The sequence below is a fragment of the Natrinema versiforme genome (assembly GCF_005576615.1).
Lineage (GTDB): Archaea > Halobacteriota > Halobacteria > Halobacteriales > Natrialbaceae > Natrinema > Natrinema versiforme_A.
In genome coordinates, this window is the sequence record NZ_CP040330.1 from 1,908,767 (window position 1) to 1,928,358 (window position 19,592).

Here is a 19,592-nt window from a genome sequence, read left to right on the forward strand (position 1 = left end):
CGACGGGTTTCAGTACGGCCGTGACATTTGCGTGTCTCGCGAGCGCTGACAGTCTCTGAAAAACACAGGTTAGAGCCCGTGACAAAGGTGTTTATCCCTCACCGTGGTGGGATCGCGTATGCGACGACGAGACCTCCTCGCCGGCACGACCGGCGCGATCTGTGGACTGGCCGGTTGTACGGGCTCGACGTTCGAACGGCTCCAGTCGGAGCGTCCGGATATCGATGACGAATCCGCCGACTCGAGCGACGGAACCGACCGGGACGCCGCCGAACCGGAAGCGGACGACCCGATCGTCGTCGGCGACCCCGACGAGGTGCCGTTCCTCGCCGCGCACCCGCCACACGAACTCGAGTTACGGAACGAGGGCGAGACGGATCGAACGATCTCCGTTGAGATTACGACCGACGGCGGCGATGGCGGCGGGAGCGACGGTGGCGATAGCGAGGACAGTAGCGACGAGCGAGATGATAACGCACTGCTCGAGCGCGATCTCGACATCGCGGCGGGCGAGGCGCTCGAACTCGTCCTCGTCGAGCCGCGGTCGTACACGGTCACCGTGGCCACGAGTAGCGACGACGGCACGAGTCAGTCGACCGTGACCGACGGCGTCGACCGGCGGCCGTTCGACTGTACTCGCTCTCGAACGAGCATCGCGCTCAGCGAATCCGGCGTGCAGACCGAATCGACCTCGACGTCGATCCCCTGTCCAGTGCCCGAAGTCACGGACGCGTCGCTCGCGGTCGGCGAGGGGGAGTGTGCGGGCCGGACCGACGGCGACGGTGCGACCGTCGAGTTCGCGGACGAGGCCGTCGTCGTCGACGGCGACATCGGAACGCCGACGCCCTGTCACGGCCTGTCGCTCGCGGACGCGGCCTACGACGAGGGCGGTGACGTTCTCACGGTGACCGTCGCCGTCGGCGAACAGGAAGCCGACAACTGTACCGACTGCCTCGGCGTCGTCGACTACGAGGCGCGGATCGACCTCTCGGGGCGCTATCCGAACCGCGTCGAAGTCCATCATCGGAGCGACGAGGAGGACCAGCAGATCACCGCGGCCGAGTATTCGGCGGACTAACGGCCAAAAAGGGGCCGAAAGCGGCGGCAAATCGACCCGATATCGGCGGCTCGAATCAGTGCTCGACGAGTTCGACCAGAATCCCGCCGGTGTCCGCCGGGTGCAAGAATGCCACCGAGTGGCCCCACGCGCCCGGTCGCGGCTCCTCGTCGATCAGCGTCACGTCGTGGTCGCGGACCGTCTCGAGGGCACCCTCGAGGTCGTCCGTCGCGAGCGCGAGGTGATGGACGCCCGCCCCGTCGTCCTCGAGGTAGCGCGAAATCGTCCCCTCCTCGAGCGGCTCGAGCAGTTCGAAATAGCCGTCGCCGCAGTCGAGGAAGACGACTCGCATGCCGTCGAACGCCTCCTCGTGGGCGACCTCGAGGCCGAAAAGGTCGCCGTACAGTGCCGCGAGGTCCGCTGCGTCGTCGGTCGCGATCCCGGCGTGATCGAAGTGCATCGTAATCGTACTGCGTGGAGGGGCCGTGTTACTGTTATGATTTTTCGTTGGATTCGATCCGGATCGAGCGACGGACTGTGGCGTCAGCGGCCGATCACTCGAGCCCCAACTGCGCGGCCAGTCGATCCGAAACCCCGCCGCCGAGGTCGAACACGGCGCGCATCTCCTCGGGCGAGAGTTCGAAGTCGAAGATATCGGCGTTCGCCTCGATGTGTTCCCGACTCGCCGCCTTCGGAATGGCCGCGACGAAGGGGTGCTGGACGAGCCATCGCAACGCGACCTGTGCCGCCGACTTGCCGTATGGCTCCCCGATCGCCGCCAGCCGCTCGTCGCCGACGACATCGCCCTCCGCGAGTGGGCTGTACGCCGTCAGGAGGACCTCGTTCTCGAGACAGTACGCGAGGAGGTCATCGCGCCGGTGGAAGGGATGGTACTCCACCTGATTCGTGATGATCGGCGTTTCGGAACGGGCGATCGCGTCCTCGAGCCCGTCGACCCCGAAGTTGCTAATGCCGATGTGGTCGACCAGCCCGTCACGTTGCAGGTCGTTCATCGCACCGATCGTCTCCGCGAGCGGCGCTTCGTCGCTCGGTCCGTGTAACAACAGGAGGTCGACGGTTTGGAGTTCGAGCCGCTCGAGGCTCGCCTGCGTGGATTCGCGCACGTCTGCGGGGGCCGCGTTGTCGGGGTGGACCTTCGTCACGACGAAGACGTCCTCGCGGTCGACCTCGCTTTCGGCGATCGCCCGGCCGACCGCGGCCTCGTTGTCGTACAGCTGGGCGGTGTCGACGTGTCGGTAGCCGACCGCCAGTGCGGTTTCGACGGCTCGCCGGCAGTCGTCGCCGGTCATGCGCGCAGTACCGAGCCCGAGCGCCGGGACCTCGGCCCCTTGCGCGATGACGGTCCCCGTCGTCGTATTCGTGCTCATGGACGGCCGTACACCGCCGCTCGGTATCAAGGTCACCCCGGCGAGGAACGACCGCCGACCGATATCGCTGCTCGGCGGATTCCGAAAAAAATCGTCGACGGCGCGAGTCGATCGGCTCTCCGTCGCGGGTGACGACTCGAGGCGTTACGCGTCGGTCGCGTTGGCGTCGGCCTCGGTGTCGTTGGTCGCGGTATCGTTCATCCCGGTTTCGTTGTCCGCAGTCTCGTTGCCCTCGGCGATGGGCTCGTCCTGCGTGTCCTCCGTCGCGTTCTCGTCGGCTTCCTGCTCTTCGGGAGCCGCCTCGTCGTCCGTCTCGGGTGCCGAGAGGGAATCGCCCTCGTCCGGCGGGACGATCTGCATGACCGCGCCCGTGTCGCCTTCGGGAACGCCCTCCTGATTCGCGAGCACGTAGACGTTCCCGTCGTCGTCGTGACCGAACTGCCGGACGAAGTAGGGGAACGAGCCGTCCTCGGTGCCCGAAACTTGGAGGGCCTCCATGTCCCAGAGTTCGTCTCGAGGGACGACCTCCTGATCCGCGGCGTCCGCTCCGCCGCCATCTCCTGCGGTCTCGTTCATGCCGGCCGACTCGTTCATGCCGGCCGACTCGTTCATACCGGCCGACTCGTTCATACCGGCCGTTTCGTTCCCCTCGTCGATGGGCTCGTCCTGCGTGTCCTCCGTCGCGTTTTCGGGGGCTTCCGACTCGTTGGGGCTCATCCCTTCGGTCTCGTTGCCGCCGGCGTCGCCGCCCATCGATTCGCCGCCGTCTTCGGGCTCCGAGGCGGCGAGGAGCCGACCCGCGGGTTCCTGACGGGCCGGGTCGGCCGTCCAGTCACCGAAGACGTACTTGCCGTCTAGTTCCTCGATATCACCGGCTTCGTACACGTGGCCGCCGATGATCGTGATCCCGACCGGCTCGCCGTCGTAGACGTGCGGGTACTCGACGATCGGGTCCTGAAGCTCCTGTCCGTCGTAGGGCGCTTCGTCGGGGGCCGAGTCGGGACAGTCCTCCGGCGGATCGCTCGGGCTGTCCGTGCTAAAGCAGTGGGTCCCCTCCTTGATGTTCCAGCCGTAGTTGCCGCCGGCCTCGACGATGTTCGCCTCCTCGAAGAGGTCCTGCCCGGCGTCGGAGACGAACAGCCGGCCGTCGCTGTCGAACGAGATGCCGAACGGGTTTCGCATCCCCCACGCGTAGTACTCGTCGCGGGCGTCGTCGACGTCGACCAGCGGGTTGTCGTCCGGAATGCCGTACGGCCGCTCGTCGCTCTCGACGTCGACGTCGATCCGGTGGACGCCGCCGAGCAGATTCTCGCTGACGTCCTGTCCGTTCCCGCCCGCGTTGTCGTCGTACCAGTCCTCGACGTGGCCCTCCATGTCGTCGTTCGCCCCGCCGCCGTCGCCCATCGGGACGTAGAGGTAGCCGTCGGGGCCGAACGCCATCGGCCCGGCGTCGTGGTTGTACTGGGGCTTCTGGAACTCCATCAGGACCCGTTCGGAGTCGGGGTCGGCCTGACTCATGTCCCCGTTCGCCTGATACTCGGAGACGACTTCGACGTGGCTCCAGCCCTCGGGCGTCTCGTCGTTCGGCGGGGCGCTGTAGTGGATGAAGAAGCGGCCGTTCTCCGCGAAGTCGGGGTGGAACTCGACGCCGAGCAGCCCCCGCTCGTCGTAGTCCTGATTCGGGTCCGCATAGTCGCCCTCGAACGTCCCGAGTTCGACGAGCTGGTCGCTGACATCGAGGAACGGCTCGTCCTGCAGGCCGTCGTCAGTGACGACCCAGAGCTCGCCGGTCTGGTCGGCGACGAAGTACCGGTCCTCGTCTTCGTCCGCCACGGCGAAGTCCGTCGGCGCGGTCATTCCCTCCGCGAGCGTCTGGACGCCGATCTCCGTTCCCGGCTCGAAGAAGGCCTCCGCCTCACCGTCTCCGGACTCTTCGGCCGCTCCGTTACCGCCACCGCCGACCGAGACATCTCCGCGCATCGTCGCTCGATGGGGCTCGCAGTAGTACTCGGCCATCTCGCTCGTCGCCTCGAACTCGAGGGACTGCGTCTCTCCCTGCTCGCTCATGAGTTCGGTCCGCTCGAGGTCCTCGCCCTCGCTGTCAACGATGACGAGGTTGTGGGCGGCACCGTCGAGGTTCTCCCACGTGATCTCGTAGGTGGTTCCCTCCTCGAGTTCCAGCGTCGGGTTCGTTTCGTCCGCGATTTCCTCGGGTGCGACGCCGATCCAGCCGCTCGTCTCGCCGCCGAGCTCGATCGACTCGGTCTCCTGGGCGAGTGCGACGTTGCCCAGACCGACGACCCCACCCGCGGCCGCGGCGGCTTGCAGTACGCGGCGGCGGGACGTCGATGGATAGTTGCCGGCCGACTCCGTTCCGGGGGTCGATCGCTCGTCGGGTTGCTCGCTCATGTTGGGCTCACACCAGCGCCGTTGCCCGATACGAGGATAAACCGGTTCGACTGTTTCCCCGAATTCCTAGCCCAATAGTAGATTGTCTCCGAATCGCCCGACGGAGTCGGGTGTAAAACGGTATTACTCGAGAGACATCGGCGATGTTACTCGAGTCTAATTCGAGATTCAACCGCTCGGACTGCGCTCTCGGGCTTCTATTTGGGAATTGGTCACACAGGATCGGCACGGATCCGCTGGGGAGTCTCGCCGACCGATTCGACTTCGACGCCGAGGGCCGAATCCCGACGAGGTTCTCAGACCGCGCCGCCGGGCTGGTACTCCCCGAACTCGTCGCGCATGACGTTACAGATCTCGCCGACCGTGGCGTAGGCCTTGACCGCGTCGATGATGTACGGCATCAGGTTCTGGTCGCTCCGCGCCGCGTCGCGCAGCGCCTCGAGGGCCGCGTCGACGGCTTCGTCGTCGCGGGACTCGCGGACCGATTCGAGGCTGTCGATCTGTCGCTGCTGGTCTTCCTCGGTGACCTCCTCGACGTCCATCGCCGGGTCCTCGTCGACCTCGAACTCGTTGACGCCGACGATGATCCGCTCTTTCTCCTCGATCTCCTTCTGGCGGTCGAAGGCCGTGTCCTGGATCTGGCGCTGGACCCACTGTTGTTCGACGGCCTCGAGCATGCCGCCGCGGTCGTCGACCTCGTCCATGATCTCGTAGGCCTCTTCCTCGACCTCGTCGGTCAGCGATTCGACGTAGTAGCTGCCCGCCAGCGGGTCGATGGTGTCGGCCGCGCCGGACTCGTGGGCGAGGATCTGCTGGGTTCGCAACGCGGTGCGGACGGACTCCTCGGTCGGCAGCGCGAGCGCCTCGTCTTTCCCGTTCGTGTGCAGGCTCTGGGTGCCCCCGAGCACCGCGGCCAGCGCCTGATAGGCGACGCGGACGACGTTGTTCTCGATCTGCTGGGCGGTCAGCATCGAGCCCGCGGTCTGGGTGTGGAACTTGAGCTGTTTGGACTTGGGGTCGTCCGGATCGAAGCGCTCCTCGATGATGTCGTGCCACATCCGGCGGGCCGCGCGGAACTTGGCGACTTCCTCGAAGATGTTGTTGTGGCCGTTGAAGAAGAACGAGAGCTGCGGCGCGAAGTCGTCGACGTCGAGGCCGGCCTCGATAGCCGTCTCGACGTACTCGATGCCGTCGCCCAGCGTGAAGGCGAGTTCTTGGGCGGCCGTCGAACCGGCCTCGCGGATGTGGTAGCCCGAGATCGAGATGGTGTTGAACTTCGGCGTCTCAGAGGCACAGAAGTCGAAGATGTCCGTGATGATCCGCATCGACGACTCCGGCGGATAGATGTACGTGTTGCGCGCGATATACTCCTTCAGAATATCGTTCTGGATCGTCCCGCGAAGCTCCTCGCGGTCGACGCCCTGCTGGTCGCCCACCGCGATGTACATCGCCAGCAGCACCGATGCGGGCGCGTTGATCGTCATCGACGTCGAGACCTCGTCGAGCGGGATCCCGTCGAAGACGGTCTCCATGTCGTCGAGCGAATCGATCGCGACGCCGGCCTTCCCCACTTCGCCCGCGGCCATCGCGGCGTCGGAGTCGTAGCCCATCTGCGTCGGCAGGTCGAAGGCCATCGAGAGCCCGGTCTGGCCCTGATCGAGCAGGTAGTGATAGCGCTCGTTAGTGTCTTCCGGCGTCGAGAACCCGGCGTACTGGCGCATCGTCCAGAGCCGGCCCCGGTAGCCGGTCGAGTAGACCCCGCGCGTGTACGGCGGTTCGCCCGGGTTGCCGAGGTCCTCCTCGTAGTCGAGGTCCCCGATATCGTCGGGCGTGTAGAGCCGGTCGACCTCCTGCCCGCCCGTATCAGTCGTGAACGTTTCCTTTCGCTCGCCGAACCGCTCGAGGACCGGCTCGACGTCCGCCTCGTGCCACTCCGCCTTGCTGGCACGGATCTCCTCGAGTTCATCGGGGTCGAACATTATGGTTATCGTGGACGGGCCGGGGCTTCAACTTTGATGAACACGTCAAGCTTTCCCGTTCGTCTCGCCGGGACGGTTGAAATCGCCTCAGACGTTGTCGTCCGGGTCGTGTCGGTCGGCCATCCGCGACGCCTCCTCGGCGTAGCGCTCCCGCATCGCCGGGTCGTCGACGGTTCCGAGCGCGTCCGTCGAGACGCGGAGACCGGCCTTCGTCTCTCGAGCGGGGCCGGTAAAGCTCGTGAGCGCGCGCTCGCGGCGGTGGTACCGGCGGCCGTCTTCGGTCGCGTAGACGAGGATGACGAGATTGAGTTCGTCGTCCCCGTAGGTTCGTTCGACGAGCCAGACGCACACCGCGTCGTCCTCGCCGTCGGCTGATTCGCCGCCCTCGACCGTCGAATCGGGTTTATTCGAAGTCATGACTGTCACTCGGATCGCCACTACCGCTTATGTCTCGAGGCGTCGACGGCCCGCCTATGACCGCGGATTCGTCGGGATTGTCGGAGCCGCCGGGGCGGGCGGACGACGCGGGCGACCGCCGCCGTGCCGCCCGCTACGTCGCGCCGTTTCTGGCGCTCGGATTGGTGAACCTTGGGCTCTTGCTCCGCTGGGGACTGGACCCGCTGTGGGCGTTCGCGATCCTCCCGCCGATGCTCTTTCTCTCGGGAATCGGCTGGATCGCGTTCCGTCACGGCTTCGACCAGCGGCCCGCCGGAGCGGGATCGGACCGGTGAGACGGACCGAACGACCGGTGTCATCCGCGTCGGTTACCGGCCCGTATCGTACTTGTACGTGGCCGAGTCGGGATCGATGCCGAAGTCCTCCGGCGACTCCTCGTCGTCCGTCTCGTCGCGCCCCTCCGGCGCGCGCTTGAACGCTTCCCGGAACCGGTCGGGCATCCGGAACTCGTCGACGTCGATCGTCAGCGGCACCGCGTCGGGATCGGTACCCTCCCGTTTGTCCTCGAGGCGCTCCTGCAGAACCGCCGGCAGTTCGGACTCCTCGAGCCGCTGGAAGCCGAACTGGGCGAGGTAGGCACCCGTCCCGGTCAGGACGTAGACGGTCTCGAACCCCTGATCCCCGGCGTACTCCACGAGCCGTTCGACGATGTGGGCCCCGACGCCCTGCTCGCGCCAGCCCTCGAGGACGCCGATACTGGTCAGTTCGCAGACGGACTCGTCACCGTCGTCGGTCTTGTGGATGCGGATGCGGCCGAACCCGGCCTTCTCACCGGATTCCTCGTCGACGGCGATGACGTAGTCACGGGAGCGAAACGCCGTCTCGTCGAGTCCCATCGACTCGATGTGATCCAGCAACCAGACCTCTTCCCTGTTTTTCGCGTCCCGCACGTACATGATGCGACGTAGGAGGTGTGCAGCCAAAAGCGTTTGTGGGTTGCCAGTAACTCGTCAGTGCCGCGCTGTCGCCGCTGTGACGGCGGCGACGCGCTCGCTCGAGACACTATCAGACAAATAATCTATTTTGGCACCATATATCCATGAATGATGTTTTATACTCGAGTTAGGATAGATAGTGATCCCATATATCTCAGTATATCCGAACACGTGGGAAATACTTTTCACCCATCGTGTTCATTGTTGGCATATCATGGCCGAATGCGAACGCTGCGGCGACGAGGTGGCTCGACGGTTCACGCACCGAATCCGAACTGAGACCATGACGCACAGACGGACCCAGCGCGTCTGTGCGGCGTGTCACCCGTCCCTTCCGGACTTGCTCGAGGCCGATCGGTCGTCGGACCGGGTCGTCGCCGACGGCGGCACCCTCGCGACCGACTGTCCGGTCTGTACCGGGTACACGGTACCCGACGGCGAATCCGACGTCTGCGTCGATTGTGGCTGGACCAACGTCCGGTAGCGACGAACGATCCGCGACCGCGGGCGGTGCCGGTGATCGGACCGACTCCGAGACCGGACAGCATCGCTCATCGAATCGATTCTCGAGACGAATCACGAGCGGCGGTTCGCGTTCGCTCGAGCAGCCGTTCGATCCGGTCGTCGGTCGAGGGATGGGTCGAGAGGAGTCGGGTCAACTCGTCTTCGTCCGCTTCGGTGTGGACGTACAGGGTCGAGAGCAACCCCTGTGCGGGCTCGGCGGTGCGCTGGATCGTCCGGAGCGCGCGAGCGAGTGCGACCGGCTTGCCGGTGACCGCGGCGGCGCGGTCGTCGGCGGCGTACTCCCGCCGGCGCGAGTGTGCGCGGACGGCGAGGGTCACGAGGAGAAAGCAGGCCACGACGCCGCCCTCGACGACCTGCAGCAGTCGGCCGAACGCCGTCCGCGACCACGACGCCGGATCGCCGCGCGCCCACGCGACCGCTCGAGCGATCCCGGCCAGCGGGAGCAAGAACGGAGCCAGCACCAGAACGACCAGCCCCGCGACGGTCCGGAAGACGCTGTAGGCGAGCGTCTGTATGAACGCGTCGTAGCGCTCGAGGTGGGCGAGTTCGTGGGCGGCGAGTGCCTCGAGTTCGTCGAGCGACAGCACCCGGAGGAGCGAGCGGTCGAGGACGACGACGCCGTTTCGCTTGCTGCCCAGCGCGAAGGCGTTGGGCATTGGCAGCCGGGCGATCAGGATCGTGGGCGAATCGACGGCCATGCGGGACTCGAGTGTGTCGATCCGCCGGTAGAACCCGGGCGCGTGTGAACGCGGCAGTTCGACCGCCTCGAGGCTCGAGAGGAGTTGTTTCGTGCCGAGCCGATAGCTCAGGTAGCCGCCGAGGAGCCCAACCGCGACGATCAACAGGACCGCCGTCGCAGGGTCGGGCGCCGAGGCCCGGAGCACCGACAGCGCCCAGTAACAGACAGCCGCCAGTCCGAGATACCACACCAACAGCAGGCAGCCGACCAGTGCCATCAGGAGCCGGGTCCCCGCGGGACGAGCAGACATCGGTGTCGAACCGACCTACGGGCGGCCGGTTGAAACGGGTATCGAACTCACTCCGATTCTCTCCCCATCAACACCGTGTAAAGCGTCCAACTAGCTTGATATAGCTGTATGGCAAGTGCTTGTTCACCTCGCAGTCATCCCCTGCTCGACGAATATGATGTAGTAGCATCGATCCCGCAGACTTCGATCGGAGTTACGTCTTGAAGCACTACACGAGGTGGGCGAAACTAACGATCCAACAGTTGAAAGTCACGTTGCGTGTGGGTATCTCACGACCGTCTGTTCAGATGCACCGCACGTACGAGTAAGCCAACAGCTACCGCGAACCACAGGACTGCCCACACATCTGATGGGATCGGGTCCTCGATGATGTCGGTCAGTACCGCCACAAGATACACCGAACTAAGCAGTGCAATTCCGAGTTGTACTCTGAACGGGAGTCTGGCATAGAGGCCACCGCCAGCGGTAGTTTCATCGGGCGACATAAATTGCTGTAGGTGATTTCGATGGATAACCTTTCGGATGATCAACCTGTTCTGATAGACTTGCATACTCACCTAACTGTTGTTCTAACAATGGAAGTGTCGAATCGTGAATGTTTTAAACCGATCGAACTCGGAATGTGACATGGCTGTCAGCCAGCATTGCTTCTCGAGCAATCAGCCGGCCGATAGCGCCTCTTCGAGTTGCTCCTCGATGGCGTCCAGTTCGTCGCGTAATTCCTCGCCCTCGGCACCCTCGAGGTCGTCGATCCGGTCGGCGATCCCCTGTAGCCGCGAGTACTTCTCGTCCTCGTCGACGCTGGTCTTTTGGACGTAGACATCCTCGTCGACGTCGTAGACCTCGCTCTCCTCGAGATCGGTCACGGCGAGGACGACATCCAGTTTGTCCCGGTCGACGCCCGTCACCCACTCGCGGGGGATGCCGCGCTCGTCGAGGGCGGCGAAGATCGTTTCGGCGTCTTTGGGCTGGCGTCGCTCCCGGGTCGTCCGTCGGACGGTTCCGTAGCGGCCGTGGAGTTCCTGGTCCGGCCCGAGTCGCTCGAGCAGCGGGTCTCGAGCCGATCGCCGGACCCGGTTGGAGCCGTGCTGGAGGTCGGACGCGAGCACGTAGAGGTCCGTCAGCGAGTCGGTATCGAGGGCCGCGGGATCGTCGGCGTCGAGTTCCTCGAGCAAGGCGGCCAGCAACAGGGCGTCGTCGTGGACGCGTTCGGGCGGGTTTCGGGCGTCCGACGCGGGAACGAGAAACGGACTGTCCCCGGCGGTCCCGTCGGCGTCGTACCTGATCGTTTCGTCGTCGGCAGCGTACTCGTCGGCGAGGGTCACGACGCTGGCGTGCGGTTCGACCCCCGGCTGGAGGTGGTCGATCGAAACCTCGCCCTCGTCGAGTCGCTCGAGGAAGACGACGAACTGCTCGCGCCAGAGCGGTCGCGTCTCCCCGCTGTCGCCGAACCGGACGACGATCCGGTCGTCGTCGGTCCGCTCGACCTCGAACGGCCGCTCGGAGACGGGCGTCAGCAGTTCGGTACCCGGCTCGAGGGCCTCACACTGCTGCCGGAGGCTCGCCCACGTATCGTCGGGTTCCATACGCTGGCTACGACGAGCGGGCGGAAAAAGCGCGACCACGAATCTGCCACCGGCCCGCGATCACGGTCTCGCTGGCGGAAAGGGCGGGCTACTCGAGGACCGAGGGAAGCCGCGAGAGCGACGGGAGGTGGTAGGTCGGGGTCACGTCCGACTCGAGTCGCGCGTCGTCGTCGGATCGCGAGAGCAACACCGAGTCGATGCCCGCGTTGTCGGCCGCCCGCACGTCGACGGCTCGGTCGCCGACGTACAGCGCGTCGTCGGCCTCGAGGGAGTCCATCGCGGTCTCGATGTTCGTCGGATCGGGCTTGCGCCGGGCGAGCCCGTCGGGGGTCAGCGGACAGCCGTAGACGGTCTCGAACAGCGACCGGAGTCCGAACCGGTCGAGCAGCGTCGAGACCACGGACGGGTGGTTGTCGCTGACGATGCCGAGGGGCAACTCGAGCGACCGAACGGCGGCCACGTCGTCGTAGGCCGAGCGCAGCCCGCGCTCGACTTCCTCACACTGGGCACGGACCATCTCGCGGGCGGCCTGCGCACAAAACGCGTCGGTCTCGATGCCGAGGCTGCGACAGCGCTCGGCGATCGATTCGAAGTCGCCCCGGAGGAGCGCCTGTAGCGTCTCGGTCGCCGGTTCGGACCGGCCGAGTTGCTCGTACGTTCGGTCGAGGGCAGCGGACAGCCGCTGGGACGACGGGCTCTCGACGACGACCCCGTCGAAGTCGAACAGGACCGCATCGTACGTCATACTGGCACGGGTATTTCCGGCGGGATTATAATTCTGTTGCGATCATCGGCTCGGCAGCCCGCGATCGCCGCGGCGGTCGGGGCCCAGAGCTAAGGCGATCGCCGTGGTGTGTGGTCCCATGCTACACGCGGAAGGACCGCTTCTCACCGTCGACGTGGGCGACCGAACGGCGACCGAGACGAGCATCGACGACACGCTCGAGGCGGCGGTCGGCGGGCGGGCGGTCGCGACGGCGCTCGCCCACGAACGGATCCCGTTCGACGCGGACCCGTTCGGTCCCGAGAACCGCGCCTATCTCGCACCGGGACCGCTCCAGCAGTCCCGGATGTCCTTTACCGGCCGGCTGAACATGACCGCCCTCTCGCCGCTGACCGACGGGCTGGTCTCGAGCAACGCCGGCGGCTACCTCTCGCGGAACGTCGTCGGGACGGGGATCGGCGTCCTCGAACTCGCGGGGGCGAGCGACGAGCTGCTGGCCGTCCACGTCACCGACAGCGGCGTCGAGTTCGAGGAAGTGCCCGTACTCGAGGGTGCAACGGTGCCCGAAACGTCCGAGTACATGGCCGAACGCCACGACCTCGGGCCGGACAACTGTATCGCGATCGGGCCGGCCGGCGAGAACCGGGTCCGGTTCGCCTCGGCGATGACCTTCGACTCGCGGGCGTTCGGTCGCGGCGGACTGGGTGCCGTTCTCGGATCGAAGAACGTCAAGTGCGTCACGTTCGAGGGCGATGCGGAGCCGCCGGTCGAAATCCCGAACCCGCCGGAGATGGAGATCCACCGGGAGGCAGCGCAATCGGACGACCTACTGCGGCGACAGGGGACGACGGGCAGCACCGAGTTCATCAACGACAACTTCGCGCTTCCGACCCGGTACTTCGAGGAGTACGGGTTCGAACACGCAGACCGGATCGGCGGCAACGCCGTCGAAGCGAAGAAGTACGAGAAAGGCGCGTGCTCGGCGTGTGCCTACGCCTGTAAGCTCCCGACGCGTGACGAGGAGGCCGGCGTCGAAACCGAGGGCCCGGAGTTCGAAACCGTCTACGCGTTCGGCTCGAGCCAGGGCGTCGGGGACATCGTCGACGTGATGAAGGCGAACGAACTGTGTGACTCCCTCGGGATGGACACGATCTCCGCCGGGGTCACCGTCGCGGCCTACCTCGCGAGCGAAGACGAGTTCGGCAACGCCGACCTCGCGCGGGAACTCACCGAGAAGATCGCCTATCGCGAGGGGATCGGCGACCGCCTCGCGGAGGGCGTCGACCGCTGTCACGACGACCTCGGCGTCGACAACTACACCGTCAAGGGCACCGAGTTCGCCGCCCACGACGGGCGCGTCCTCCACGGGCAGGGGCTCTCCTATGCCGTCGCGAACCGCGGTGCGGACCACATGTACGCCGGCATGCTGACTCCCGAGTACAGCGGCGAACTCGATCCGGAGGGCACCCTCGGGAAGGCCGAGCGACTCGTCCACGAGGAAAACGCCTCGGCGTTCCGGGACACCGGCATCGTCTGTGCGTTCGGCAGCGACTACGTCACCCCGGATCGGCTCGAGACGCTGTTCGACGCCGACTACGCCGCCCTCATGGAAATCGGCGCGCGGACCGTTCGCCGCGAGCGCCACTTCAACAACCAGCGGGGGTTCGACCGGAGCGACGACGGCCTCCCCTACGAGATCCCCGACCTCGAGGCGGCGATCGACGAGTACTACGCGGCGCGGGGCTGGACCGAGGACGGCGTCGTTCCGGATAGGGCCCTCGAGCCGATCGCACCGTCGGCGGACTGAGCCGGAGAAACAACGGGAACGGAACTGCCCGCTCATCCGCCGTACACCGACGGCACCAGCCGGATCACGGCACCGTCTTCGAGGGCCGTCTCGAGGCCGTCGATGTGGACGACGTGCTTCGCGTCCTTCGTGACGACCGTGTCCCCCGCCAGCCCGTCGTCCTCGGCCGCGAGTTCGCCCTCGAGGCCCGGATACGCCGCCTCGAGTTCGCCCTCGAGGCCCGGATACGCCGCCTCGAGTTCGTCCAAGAGGTCGCCGACGGTGTCGGCGTCCGTCTCGTACCTGACCGTCTTCTCGCCGACGGCGTCGCGAAACGGGCCGAAGAAGACGCACTCGAGTTGCACACCGTCTCGTTCGACGCGGCGTCCCTTGTAATCGAGGGAGGCGAGGAGGCGAGCGACTAGCGGCGGGTCGGCGAATCGGCGGCTCACCGCTCGAGAAACGAGCGAACTCGCGAGTCGAACGTCAGTTTTCGCTCGTGGAAGGCGGCGTGTTTCGATCCGGGCGCGAGCGTCACGGTGCCGTCGGGAATTCGGACCGCGATCTCTCTCGTGAGCGGCGGCGGGAAAATCGGGTCGCGGCCGCCGCCGAAAACGAGTGTCGGTCGATCGATCTCCTCGAGCCGGTCCCGGCTATCGAACTCGTGCGCGAACTCGAGCGAGCGCCAGACGTCGGCGGGCTCCGCGGGTCGCGGTTGAAGGAATCGGCCGACGGTCTGGATGGTCGGCGGGTAGGTGATCGCTCGAGCGTCGGAAAACATCACGGCGGCGAGCCCCGAGCGGATCGACGCCCAGTCGTGCTCGCGGGCGTGGCGTTCGAACTCCCGAACCGTCGACTCCGCGTCGTCAGCGATGCGGGCGGTGCTGTTCGCGAGGACGAGGCGGTCGACGAGATCCGGCCGCCGGCGGGCCAGTTCCTGCGCGATCAGTCCGCCCATCGAGACGCCGATCACGTCGACCGCCTCGTTCCCGTCCGCGATCTCCGCGAACGCCCGTTCGTGCGAGTCGACGGCGTCGTCCGGATCGTACCCCGCCGGGAGCCCGCGCGGCCGGCTGAGGACGTAGACCGTATACTCGTCGAGGTATCGCGCGAAGTACGGCGCGAGTCCCCAGCCCGAAAACGACGGATAGGTCCCCGAAAACATCGCGTCGCCGATGCCCGGGAGGACGACGAGCGCTCGCGAACTGCGCCCGGTCCCGGTACGCACGTAGGGGTGAGACCCGGGGAGTTCCCCGGTATCGCTTCGCATCACGCTCGGTTCACGACGGGGTCAGGCGATCCCACAGCGACTTCATGTCCTTCGCCGTCGCCATCGTCTCGAGTTCGCGGAAGGCGGACTTCTCCTCGTCGTAGTTCGACTCGAGGGGCTGTTGCACGTTGTTGCCGAGTTCGAGCTGCTCCCCGATCGTCGTCAGCCCCTCGTAGGCCGTCATCTCGACGCGCTCGGTCATCATCCCCGCGTTCAGGTAGACCATGTTCAGCAGTTCGTCGTCTTCGATTTCAGCCTCGAGTTCGCGCCGGTCCTCCTCGAGACCGTCGAGGATGGCGCAGTCCCGCGCCTCCGCGGGTCGGTCGAGCGCCGCGAAGACGTCCTCGATGCGCTGGACCTGCGTCTGGGTCTCGTCGCGGTGATCGGCGAACCCCTGACTCATCCGGTCGTTGGTCGTGTTGCGGGCCATCTCGTCTAACGTCTCGACGAGTTCCTGTTCGATGTAGTACTGTTGGGCGAGCTTGTGGACGAACAGCTCGTGGAGATCGTTCATTGCCATACGGGTGAACTACCACTGACCAGCCGCTTAGTCGTGGGCCACGAACACGCAGGCGCGTCGCTGACCAGTGATTTTCCGACCGAACATCGACGAAACCGCATATCCTGTTCCACGCGTCTCCGTTCGACTCCGATCAGGCCACGTCGTCCGGCACGTCGAAGTCGTGGAAGTGCTCGCCTTTCTCCTTGCTCAGAATGTCAAGCGCCGCCGACGCACCGTCGCCCGCCGCGATCACGGCCTGCCACTCCTCGTCCCGGACCATCGCGCCCGTCGCGTACAGGTCCTCGATGCTCGTCTCCGTGTCGAGGTCCACGTCGACAGTGCCGTCGTCGGCGAACTCGACCTCGAGGTCCTCGGCCATCGAACGGTCGGCACCGGTCGCGAGTACCACGTAGTCCGCTTCGTACTCGCCGTCGTCGACGGCTTCGCCGTCTGCTCGTTGCGTCTCCGACGCAACGCTGGTCTCGACCCGGAACCCGTCGTCGCCCGGTTCGACGTCGGTGACCTCCTCGCCGACGCGGATGTCCGCCCCGCGGTCGCTGACCTGTCCGCGGGTCAGTTCCATGAACTCGCTGCCGCTGATGCTCCGGATTCCCGGATAGTTGAACAGGTGAGCCTTGTGCATCCACGTCTCGTCGGTGTCGAAGACGACGGTCTCGAGGTCGTTTTTCGCGGTGAAAAGGGCCGCGCTCAGTCCGGCTGCGCCGCCGCCGACGATTACGACATCTGGCATACTCGCAGCGACCACGGACGACGGGATAAAAAATTCCGACAGCGATCGAGACTGTCTTAAGTCGCTGCTCGTCGGCCGTCGTTATGTCAGGTCGCCCGTGCCGGTCGACCCGTCGCCCGGTCGCTCGTCGTCGGCTGCACCGGAAGCGGCGTCGGAGTCGCTGCCGTCCGGCACGTCGGCCTCCATGTGAGAGGTGTCTTCCGACGGACTCCGATCCGGTTCGGTGTCCTCGACTTGGGCGGGCTCGGCCTGCTCGGGAGTGGGACCGGTCGCCTCGCTCGCCTCGTCGGCCAGCGCGGACTCGGAGAGGTCGATCTCGACGCCGTCGTCTCCCGCGTCGGTATTCCGCGGATCAGTCGATGCCTCGTCCTCGAGGGACGGTTTCGGGCGCAGTTCATCGCCCGTCGCCGTGAACCGGACGTCGCCGTCGTCGGCTTCCGTCACCGTCTCCACGTCCGGCTCACCCGAGACGCCGCGGGGATTCGTCTCGGGCTGGCTCGTGACGTCGTTTCGTTCGCGTGCGGTGTGGGCATCGTCGGCGACCGTCTTCGAATCGCCGGTCCGTTCGGAGCGTTCGCCGTCGTCGCGAGCGAGTATCTCGCCGGCAGTGGGGCCGCCGTCCGCCTGCTGCTGTCGGAACCCGACGGCAAACAACGCCCCTCCGAGTAGAGCCTGTCCCGCTCGAGTCCCGGTACCGGTCGACGACCGGGCGGCGCGTACGAGCAGCGCACAGCCGGCGAGGACGGCGATCGATCCGTTCCGTCCGTATCGGGCGAGCGCCGATCCGGCTCGCTTCGCGCGGGACGATACGTTCGTCTCGACAGCGCTACCGTGTCCGTTTCGTGCGGATGTGTCGGGTTTCTGAGTTCCCATCGTCTTCAGTTACGGCCGATCGTTCGATCGTCCTGTGCCGGATTCGCCGAGTCGTCCCGTCGGAGTTCGAGGTGACAGCGACGAACTGCGTCGCGTCTCGACTGTACCGCCATCTCTCGAGCCTCGTCACGGCGTCCACCCCGCGGCGGTCGTCAGTTGCTTCGTTCCATTTCCTCCTCGAACGCTTCGTCGACGCCGACGAGTTCGAACAACTGCTCGAAGTCGTCGTCCGGGACGTTCGCCCGCACCTCCTCGAACTCGCTTCCCGGGACGATCTCCGCGAGGAGCGCGACGATCGCCTGTGCGTAGTAGACGGCCTCCGGCCGGCCGTCCTCGTCGTCCTCGAGTCCCGCGCGCTCGGCGACGCGGCCGACGAACTCGTCGAAATCGAACTGCTGGCCCGACTCCGCCTCGAGCAGGAACCGGTCGATTTCCATCGGGAGCGGCCCCGCGAGATCGGACGCTTCGCCCGCCTGTATCCGCTCGCCGAGCGTCAGCAGGACGGCACGAATCACCCGCACCGCTTCGCCCATCCCGGGGAGCTCGAGCCGGTGTTGTACCTCGCCGACGAATTCGTGGTAGTCCATAGGCGGTGGACCACGCGACCGCCGAAAAAACCGGTCCATGATAGTCGATCGGCCCGACCGTTCAGCGAGGCGACGGGCGCGGAAGACGCGATCGGTCGGTGATCGGTACGGGTCGCTCGAGCGAGCGATTTCACCCCCGACCCCTTTTGGGCCGAGTGTGGATAGCTCGACGCGTTGATTCCAATGTCGGACGATACCGCACCTGCACCCGCAACCGAGTCCCCGGACCCGGAGTCGCTGTGGCTGGCCACGACGCCGACGACCGACTACGACCCCTTCGAGGACGGGCTCGAGGTCGACGCGGCGGTCATCGGCGGCGGCATCACCGGGCTGACCGCGGCGATCGAACTCAAAGAAGCCGGTCAGTCCGTTGCAGTCCTCGAGTCGGATCGGATCGTCGAGAGCACGACCGGACACACGACGGCCAAGCTCACCTCCCAGCACGGGCTGGTCTACGACACCCTCGTCTCCGAGTTTGGCGAGGAGAAGGCGAGCCAGTACGCCGAAGCCAACGAGGCGGCGATCGACGCCGTCGAGCGGCGCGTCGAGGAGTCGGACATCGACTGTGACTTCCGGCGCACCGAGGCCTACACCTACGCCGCCTCGCCCGACGACGTTTCGCAGGTCCGCGACGAGGTCGACGCGGCCCAACGGCTCGGGCTCCCCGCCTCGTACGTCGAGGAGACACCCCTTCCGTACGAGGTCGACGGTGCGGTTCGCTTCGACGAGCAAGCGGCGTTCCACCCGCGGAAGTACCTGCTCGCGATCGCAGACGAGATCCACGGCGAGGACAGCTACGTCTTCGAGGAGACCCGCGCGCTCGAGATCGAACCCGGCTCACCGTGTCGCGTCGAAACGGAGCGGGGAGATGTCGTCGCCGACGACGTGGTCGTCGCGACGCACTTCCCGTTCTTCGATCGAGCCGGCTACTTCGCGCGGATGCACCCCCATCGAGCCTATCTGCTCGCCGTCCGCATCGACGGCTCGCCGCCGGCGGGCATGTACTACAACACCGCCTCGCCGCCGGCAACGATACGGCGGTATCCGGTGACGGAGTCGGTGGGTTCGGACGAGGAGGGAAAAGCCGAGGAACTCCTGATCGTCGGCGGCCAGAGCCACAAGCCGAGCGTCGACGGAGTGCCGACCTCCGAACGCTACCGGCGCTGCGAGGCGTTCGCCCGCGAGCACTTTGACGTCGAATCGATCGCGTACCGATGGTCGACCATGGACTACTCGCCGGTCGACGACGTGCCCTTTATCGGTCAGATCGACCCGCTCTCCGAGCACGTCTACGTCGGCACCGGGTTCAAGGGCTGGGGGATGACCGGCGGCACCGCCGCGGGGATGATCCTCGCCGACCTCATTACCGAGGGGGAGAACCCGTGGGCCGACGTGTTCGACCCCCAGCGGTTCACACCGAAGGCCTCCGCGAAGCGCTTCCTCGAGGAGAACGCCAAGGTCGGCGGGAGTTTCGTCGGCGACCGGATCAAGTCGCTGCTGGCGTCGCTCGAGGCGCGTGGTTCGGACGGCCTCCCCGACCCCGGGGACGCTCGCGTCGTTCGGCGAACGGACCAGCCGCTGGGAGTCTACCGCGACGAGGAGGGGACGACCCACGCCGTGTCGGCGACCTGTCCGCACATGGGCTGTCTCGTTCGGTGGAACGACGCCGAACGGACGTGGGACTGCCCCTGTCACGGCTCGCGGTTCACCCACGACGGCGAGGTGCTGTCGGGACCCGCCGTCGAGGGACTGCTGTATCGAGAACTGTAGTCGAG

General features: G+C 66.2%; 20 protein-coding genes. 5 read left to right on the plus strand and 15 right to left on the minus strand.

Going from position 1 to position 19,592, the window contains the following annotated elements:
• Positions 1 to 118: 118 nt before the first annotated feature.
• Positions 119 to 1,078: a hypothetical protein gene (locus tag FEJ81_RS09325; protein ID WP_138245032.1), complete on the plus strand. Its 960-nt coding sequence runs from the start codon at positions 119 to 121 to the stop codon at positions 1,076 to 1,078.
• Between the two features lie 55 nt (positions 1,079 to 1,133).
• On the opposite strand, the gene mce is transcribed toward FEJ81_RS09325, so the two are convergent.
• The 5 genes from mce to FEJ81_RS09350 form a co-directional block, all read right to left on the minus strand.
• Positions 1,134 to 1,517, minus strand: a complete 384-nt coding sequence (gene mce, locus FEJ81_RS09330; RefSeq protein ID WP_138245033.1) for a methylmalonyl-CoA epimerase — start codon at positions 1,515 to 1,517, stop codon at positions 1,134 to 1,136.
• A 94-nt stretch (positions 1,518 to 1,611) separates the two neighbouring features.
• The gene (locus tag FEJ81_RS09335; RefSeq protein WP_138245034.1) at positions 1,612 to 2,445 is read right to left on the minus strand and encodes an aldo/keto reductase; all 834 of its coding nucleotides are present in this window, start codon (positions 2,443 to 2,445) and stop codon (positions 1,612 to 1,614) included.
• A 144-nt stretch (positions 2,446 to 2,589) separates the two neighbouring features.
• Positions 2,590 to 4,854 carry a PQQ-dependent sugar dehydrogenase gene (locus FEJ81_RS09340; RefSeq protein WP_138245035.1) on the minus strand — a complete coding sequence of 755 codons (2,265 nt, stop codon included), beginning with the start codon at positions 4,852 to 4,854 and terminating at the stop codon, positions 2,590 to 2,592.
• A gap of 296 nt (positions 4,855 to 5,150) precedes the next feature.
• Positions 5,151 to 6,833 (minus strand): acyl-CoA mutase large subunit family protein, encoded by a 1,683-nt coding sequence (locus FEJ81_RS09345; protein WP_138245036.1) that lies wholly within the window; start codon positions 6,831 to 6,833, stop codon positions 5,151 to 5,153.
• 87 nt (positions 6,834 to 6,920) lie between these two features.
• The gene (locus tag FEJ81_RS09350; protein WP_138245037.1) at positions 6,921 to 7,250 is read right to left on the minus strand and encodes a hypothetical protein; all 330 of its coding nucleotides are present in this window, start codon (positions 7,248 to 7,250) and stop codon (positions 6,921 to 6,923) included.
• A 56-nt stretch (positions 7,251 to 7,306) separates the two neighbouring features.
• Here FEJ81_RS09350 and FEJ81_RS09355 point away from each other — a divergent pair, with 56 nt between their 5' ends.
• Entirely contained in the window at positions 7,307 to 7,564 is a 258-nt protein-coding gene (locus FEJ81_RS09355; RefSeq protein WP_138245038.1) for a hypothetical protein, read from the plus strand.
• Positions 7,565 to 7,597: 33 nt separating this feature from the next.
• Here the strand turns inward: FEJ81_RS09355 and FEJ81_RS09360 are convergent, their stop codons facing one another.
• Entirely contained in the window at positions 7,598 to 8,185 is a 588-nt protein-coding gene (locus FEJ81_RS09360; RefSeq protein ID WP_138245039.1) for a GNAT family N-acetyltransferase, read from the minus strand.
• Positions 8,186 to 8,438: 253 nt separating this feature from the next.
• Here FEJ81_RS09360 and FEJ81_RS09365 point away from each other — a divergent pair, with 253 nt between their 5' ends.
• Positions 8,439 to 8,708, plus strand: coding sequence for a hypothetical protein (locus FEJ81_RS09365; protein ID WP_138245040.1), 270 nt, complete (start codon positions 8,439 to 8,441; stop codon positions 8,706 to 8,708).
• Between the two features lie 67 nt (positions 8,709 to 8,775).
• On the opposite strand, the gene FEJ81_RS09370 is transcribed toward FEJ81_RS09365, so the two are convergent.
• From FEJ81_RS09370 to FEJ81_RS09385, 3 genes are all read right to left on the minus strand, one after another.
• Positions 8,776 to 9,705, minus strand: a complete 930-nt coding sequence (locus FEJ81_RS09370) for a M48 family metallopeptidase (RefSeq protein WP_175416480.1) — start codon at positions 9,703 to 9,705, stop codon at positions 8,776 to 8,778.
• Positions 9,706 to 10,397: 692 nt separating this feature from the next.
• The gene (locus FEJ81_RS09380) at positions 10,398 to 11,324 is read right to left on the minus strand and encodes a hypothetical protein (RefSeq protein WP_138245043.1); all 927 of its coding nucleotides are present in this window, start codon (positions 11,322 to 11,324) and stop codon (positions 10,398 to 10,400) included.
• Between the two features lie 88 nt (positions 11,325 to 11,412).
• The gene (locus tag FEJ81_RS09385; protein ID WP_138245044.1) at positions 11,413 to 12,069 is read right to left on the minus strand and encodes an HAD family hydrolase; all 657 of its coding nucleotides are present in this window, start codon (positions 12,067 to 12,069) and stop codon (positions 11,413 to 11,415) included.
• Positions 12,070 to 12,187: 118 nt separating this feature from the next.
• Between FEJ81_RS09385 and FEJ81_RS09390 the strand changes: the two genes are divergently transcribed.
• On the plus strand, positions 12,188 to 13,855 hold the full coding sequence (locus FEJ81_RS09390) for an aldehyde ferredoxin oxidoreductase C-terminal domain-containing protein (protein ID WP_138245045.1): 1,668 nt from the start codon (positions 12,188 to 12,190) through the stop codon (positions 13,853 to 13,855).
• Positions 13,856 to 13,887: 32 nt separating this feature from the next.
• On the opposite strand, the gene FEJ81_RS09395 is transcribed toward FEJ81_RS09390, so the two are convergent.
• The 6 genes from FEJ81_RS09395 to FEJ81_RS09420 form a co-directional block, all read right to left on the minus strand.
• The gene (locus FEJ81_RS09395) at positions 13,888 to 14,286 is read right to left on the minus strand and encodes a MoaD/ThiS family protein (protein ID WP_229504693.1); all 399 of its coding nucleotides are present in this window, start codon (positions 14,284 to 14,286) and stop codon (positions 13,888 to 13,890) included.
• A complete protein-coding gene (locus FEJ81_RS09400; RefSeq protein WP_138245046.1) occupies positions 14,283 to 15,104 on the minus strand; it encodes an alpha/beta fold hydrolase in 822 nt (273 codons plus the stop codon). The genes FEJ81_RS09395 and FEJ81_RS09400 overlap by 4 nt, the downstream gene beginning before the upstream one ends.
• A gap of 10 nt (positions 15,105 to 15,114) precedes the next feature.
• Positions 15,115 to 15,618 (minus strand): YciE/YciF ferroxidase family protein, encoded by a 504-nt coding sequence (locus FEJ81_RS09405; RefSeq protein ID WP_138246750.1) that lies wholly within the window; start codon positions 15,616 to 15,618, stop codon positions 15,115 to 15,117.
• Between the two features lie 139 nt (positions 15,619 to 15,757).
• Entirely contained in the window at positions 15,758 to 16,357 is a 600-nt protein-coding gene (locus tag FEJ81_RS09410) for an FAD-dependent oxidoreductase (protein ID WP_138245047.1), read from the minus strand.
• 81 nt (positions 16,358 to 16,438) lie between these two features.
• Complete coding sequence (locus FEJ81_RS09415) at positions 16,439 to 17,230, minus strand: prolipoprotein diacylglyceryl transferase (RefSeq protein ID WP_138245048.1); 792 nt, start codon at positions 17,228 to 17,230, stop codon at positions 16,439 to 16,441.
• 152 nt (positions 17,231 to 17,382) lie between these two features.
• Positions 17,383 to 17,817 (minus strand): DUF2267 domain-containing protein, encoded by a 435-nt coding sequence (locus tag FEJ81_RS09420; protein ID WP_138245049.1) that lies wholly within the window; start codon positions 17,815 to 17,817, stop codon positions 17,383 to 17,385.
• Positions 17,818 to 18,000: 183 nt separating this feature from the next.
• On the opposite strand from FEJ81_RS09420, the gene FEJ81_RS09425 reads away from it, so the two are divergent.
• A complete protein-coding gene (locus FEJ81_RS09425) occupies positions 18,001 to 19,587 on the plus strand; it encodes an FAD-dependent oxidoreductase (protein ID WP_138245050.1) in 1,587 nt (528 codons plus the stop codon).
• Positions 19,588 to 19,592: the final 5 nt, after the last annotated feature.

Coding starts and splice junctions, on each gene's coding strand:
- FEJ81_RS09325 (WP_138245032.1), top strand. CDS start 119: ATGCGACGACGAGACCTCCTCGCCGGCACGACCGGCGCGATCTGTGGA.
- mce (WP_138245033.1), bottom strand. CDS start 1,517: ATGCACTTCGATCACGCCGGGATCGCGACCGACGACGCAGCGGACCTC.
- FEJ81_RS09335 (WP_138245034.1), bottom strand. CDS start 2,445: ATGAGCACGAATACGACGACGGGGACCGTCATCGCGCAAGGGGCCGAG.
- FEJ81_RS09340 (WP_138245035.1), bottom strand. CDS start 4,854: ATGAGCGAGCAACCCGACGAGCGATCGACCCCCGGAACGGAGTCGGCC.
- FEJ81_RS09345 (WP_138245036.1), bottom strand. CDS start 6,833: ATGTTCGACCCCGATGAACTCGAGGAGATCCGTGCCAGCAAGGCGGAG.
- FEJ81_RS09350 (WP_138245037.1), bottom strand. CDS start 7,250: ATGACTTCGAATAAACCCGATTCGACGGTCGAGGGCGGCGAATCAGCC.
- FEJ81_RS09355 (WP_138245038.1), top strand. CDS start 7,307: ATGACCGCGGATTCGTCGGGATTGTCGGAGCCGCCGGGGCGGGCGGAC.
- FEJ81_RS09360 (WP_138245039.1), bottom strand. CDS start 8,185: ATGTACGTGCGGGACGCGAAAAACAGGGAAGAGGTCTGGTTGCTGGAT.
- FEJ81_RS09365 (WP_138245040.1), top strand. CDS start 8,439: ATGGCCGAATGCGAACGCTGCGGCGACGAGGTGGCTCGACGGTTCACG.
- FEJ81_RS09370 (WP_175416480.1), bottom strand. CDS start 9,705: ATGGCACTGGTCGGCTGCCTGCTGTTGGTGTGGTATCTCGGACTGGCG.
- FEJ81_RS09380 (WP_138245043.1), bottom strand. CDS start 11,324: ATGGAACCCGACGATACGTGGGCGAGCCTCCGGCAGCAGTGTGAGGCC.
- FEJ81_RS09385 (WP_138245044.1), bottom strand. CDS start 12,069: ATGACGTACGATGCGGTCCTGTTCGACTTCGACGGGGTCGTCGTCGAG.
- FEJ81_RS09390 (WP_138245045.1), top strand. CDS start 12,188: ATGCTACACGCGGAAGGACCGCTTCTCACCGTCGACGTGGGCGACCGA.
- FEJ81_RS09400 (WP_138245046.1), bottom strand. CDS start 15,104: ATGCGAAGCGATACCGGGGAACTCCCCGGGTCTCACCCCTACGTGCGT.
- FEJ81_RS09405 (WP_138246750.1), bottom strand. CDS start 15,618: ATGAACGATCTCCACGAGCTGTTCGTCCACAAGCTCGCCCAACAGTAC.
- FEJ81_RS09410 (WP_138245047.1), bottom strand. CDS start 16,357: ATGCCAGATGTCGTAATCGTCGGCGGCGGCGCAGCCGGACTGAGCGCG.
- FEJ81_RS09415 (WP_138245048.1), bottom strand. CDS start 17,230: ATGGGAACTCAGAAACCCGACACATCCGCACGAAACGGACACGGTAGC.
- FEJ81_RS09420 (WP_138245049.1), bottom strand. CDS start 17,817: ATGGACTACCACGAATTCGTCGGCGAGGTACAACACCGGCTCGAGCTC.
- FEJ81_RS09425 (WP_138245050.1), top strand. CDS start 18,001: ATGTCGGACGATACCGCACCTGCACCCGCAACCGAGTCCCCGGACCCG.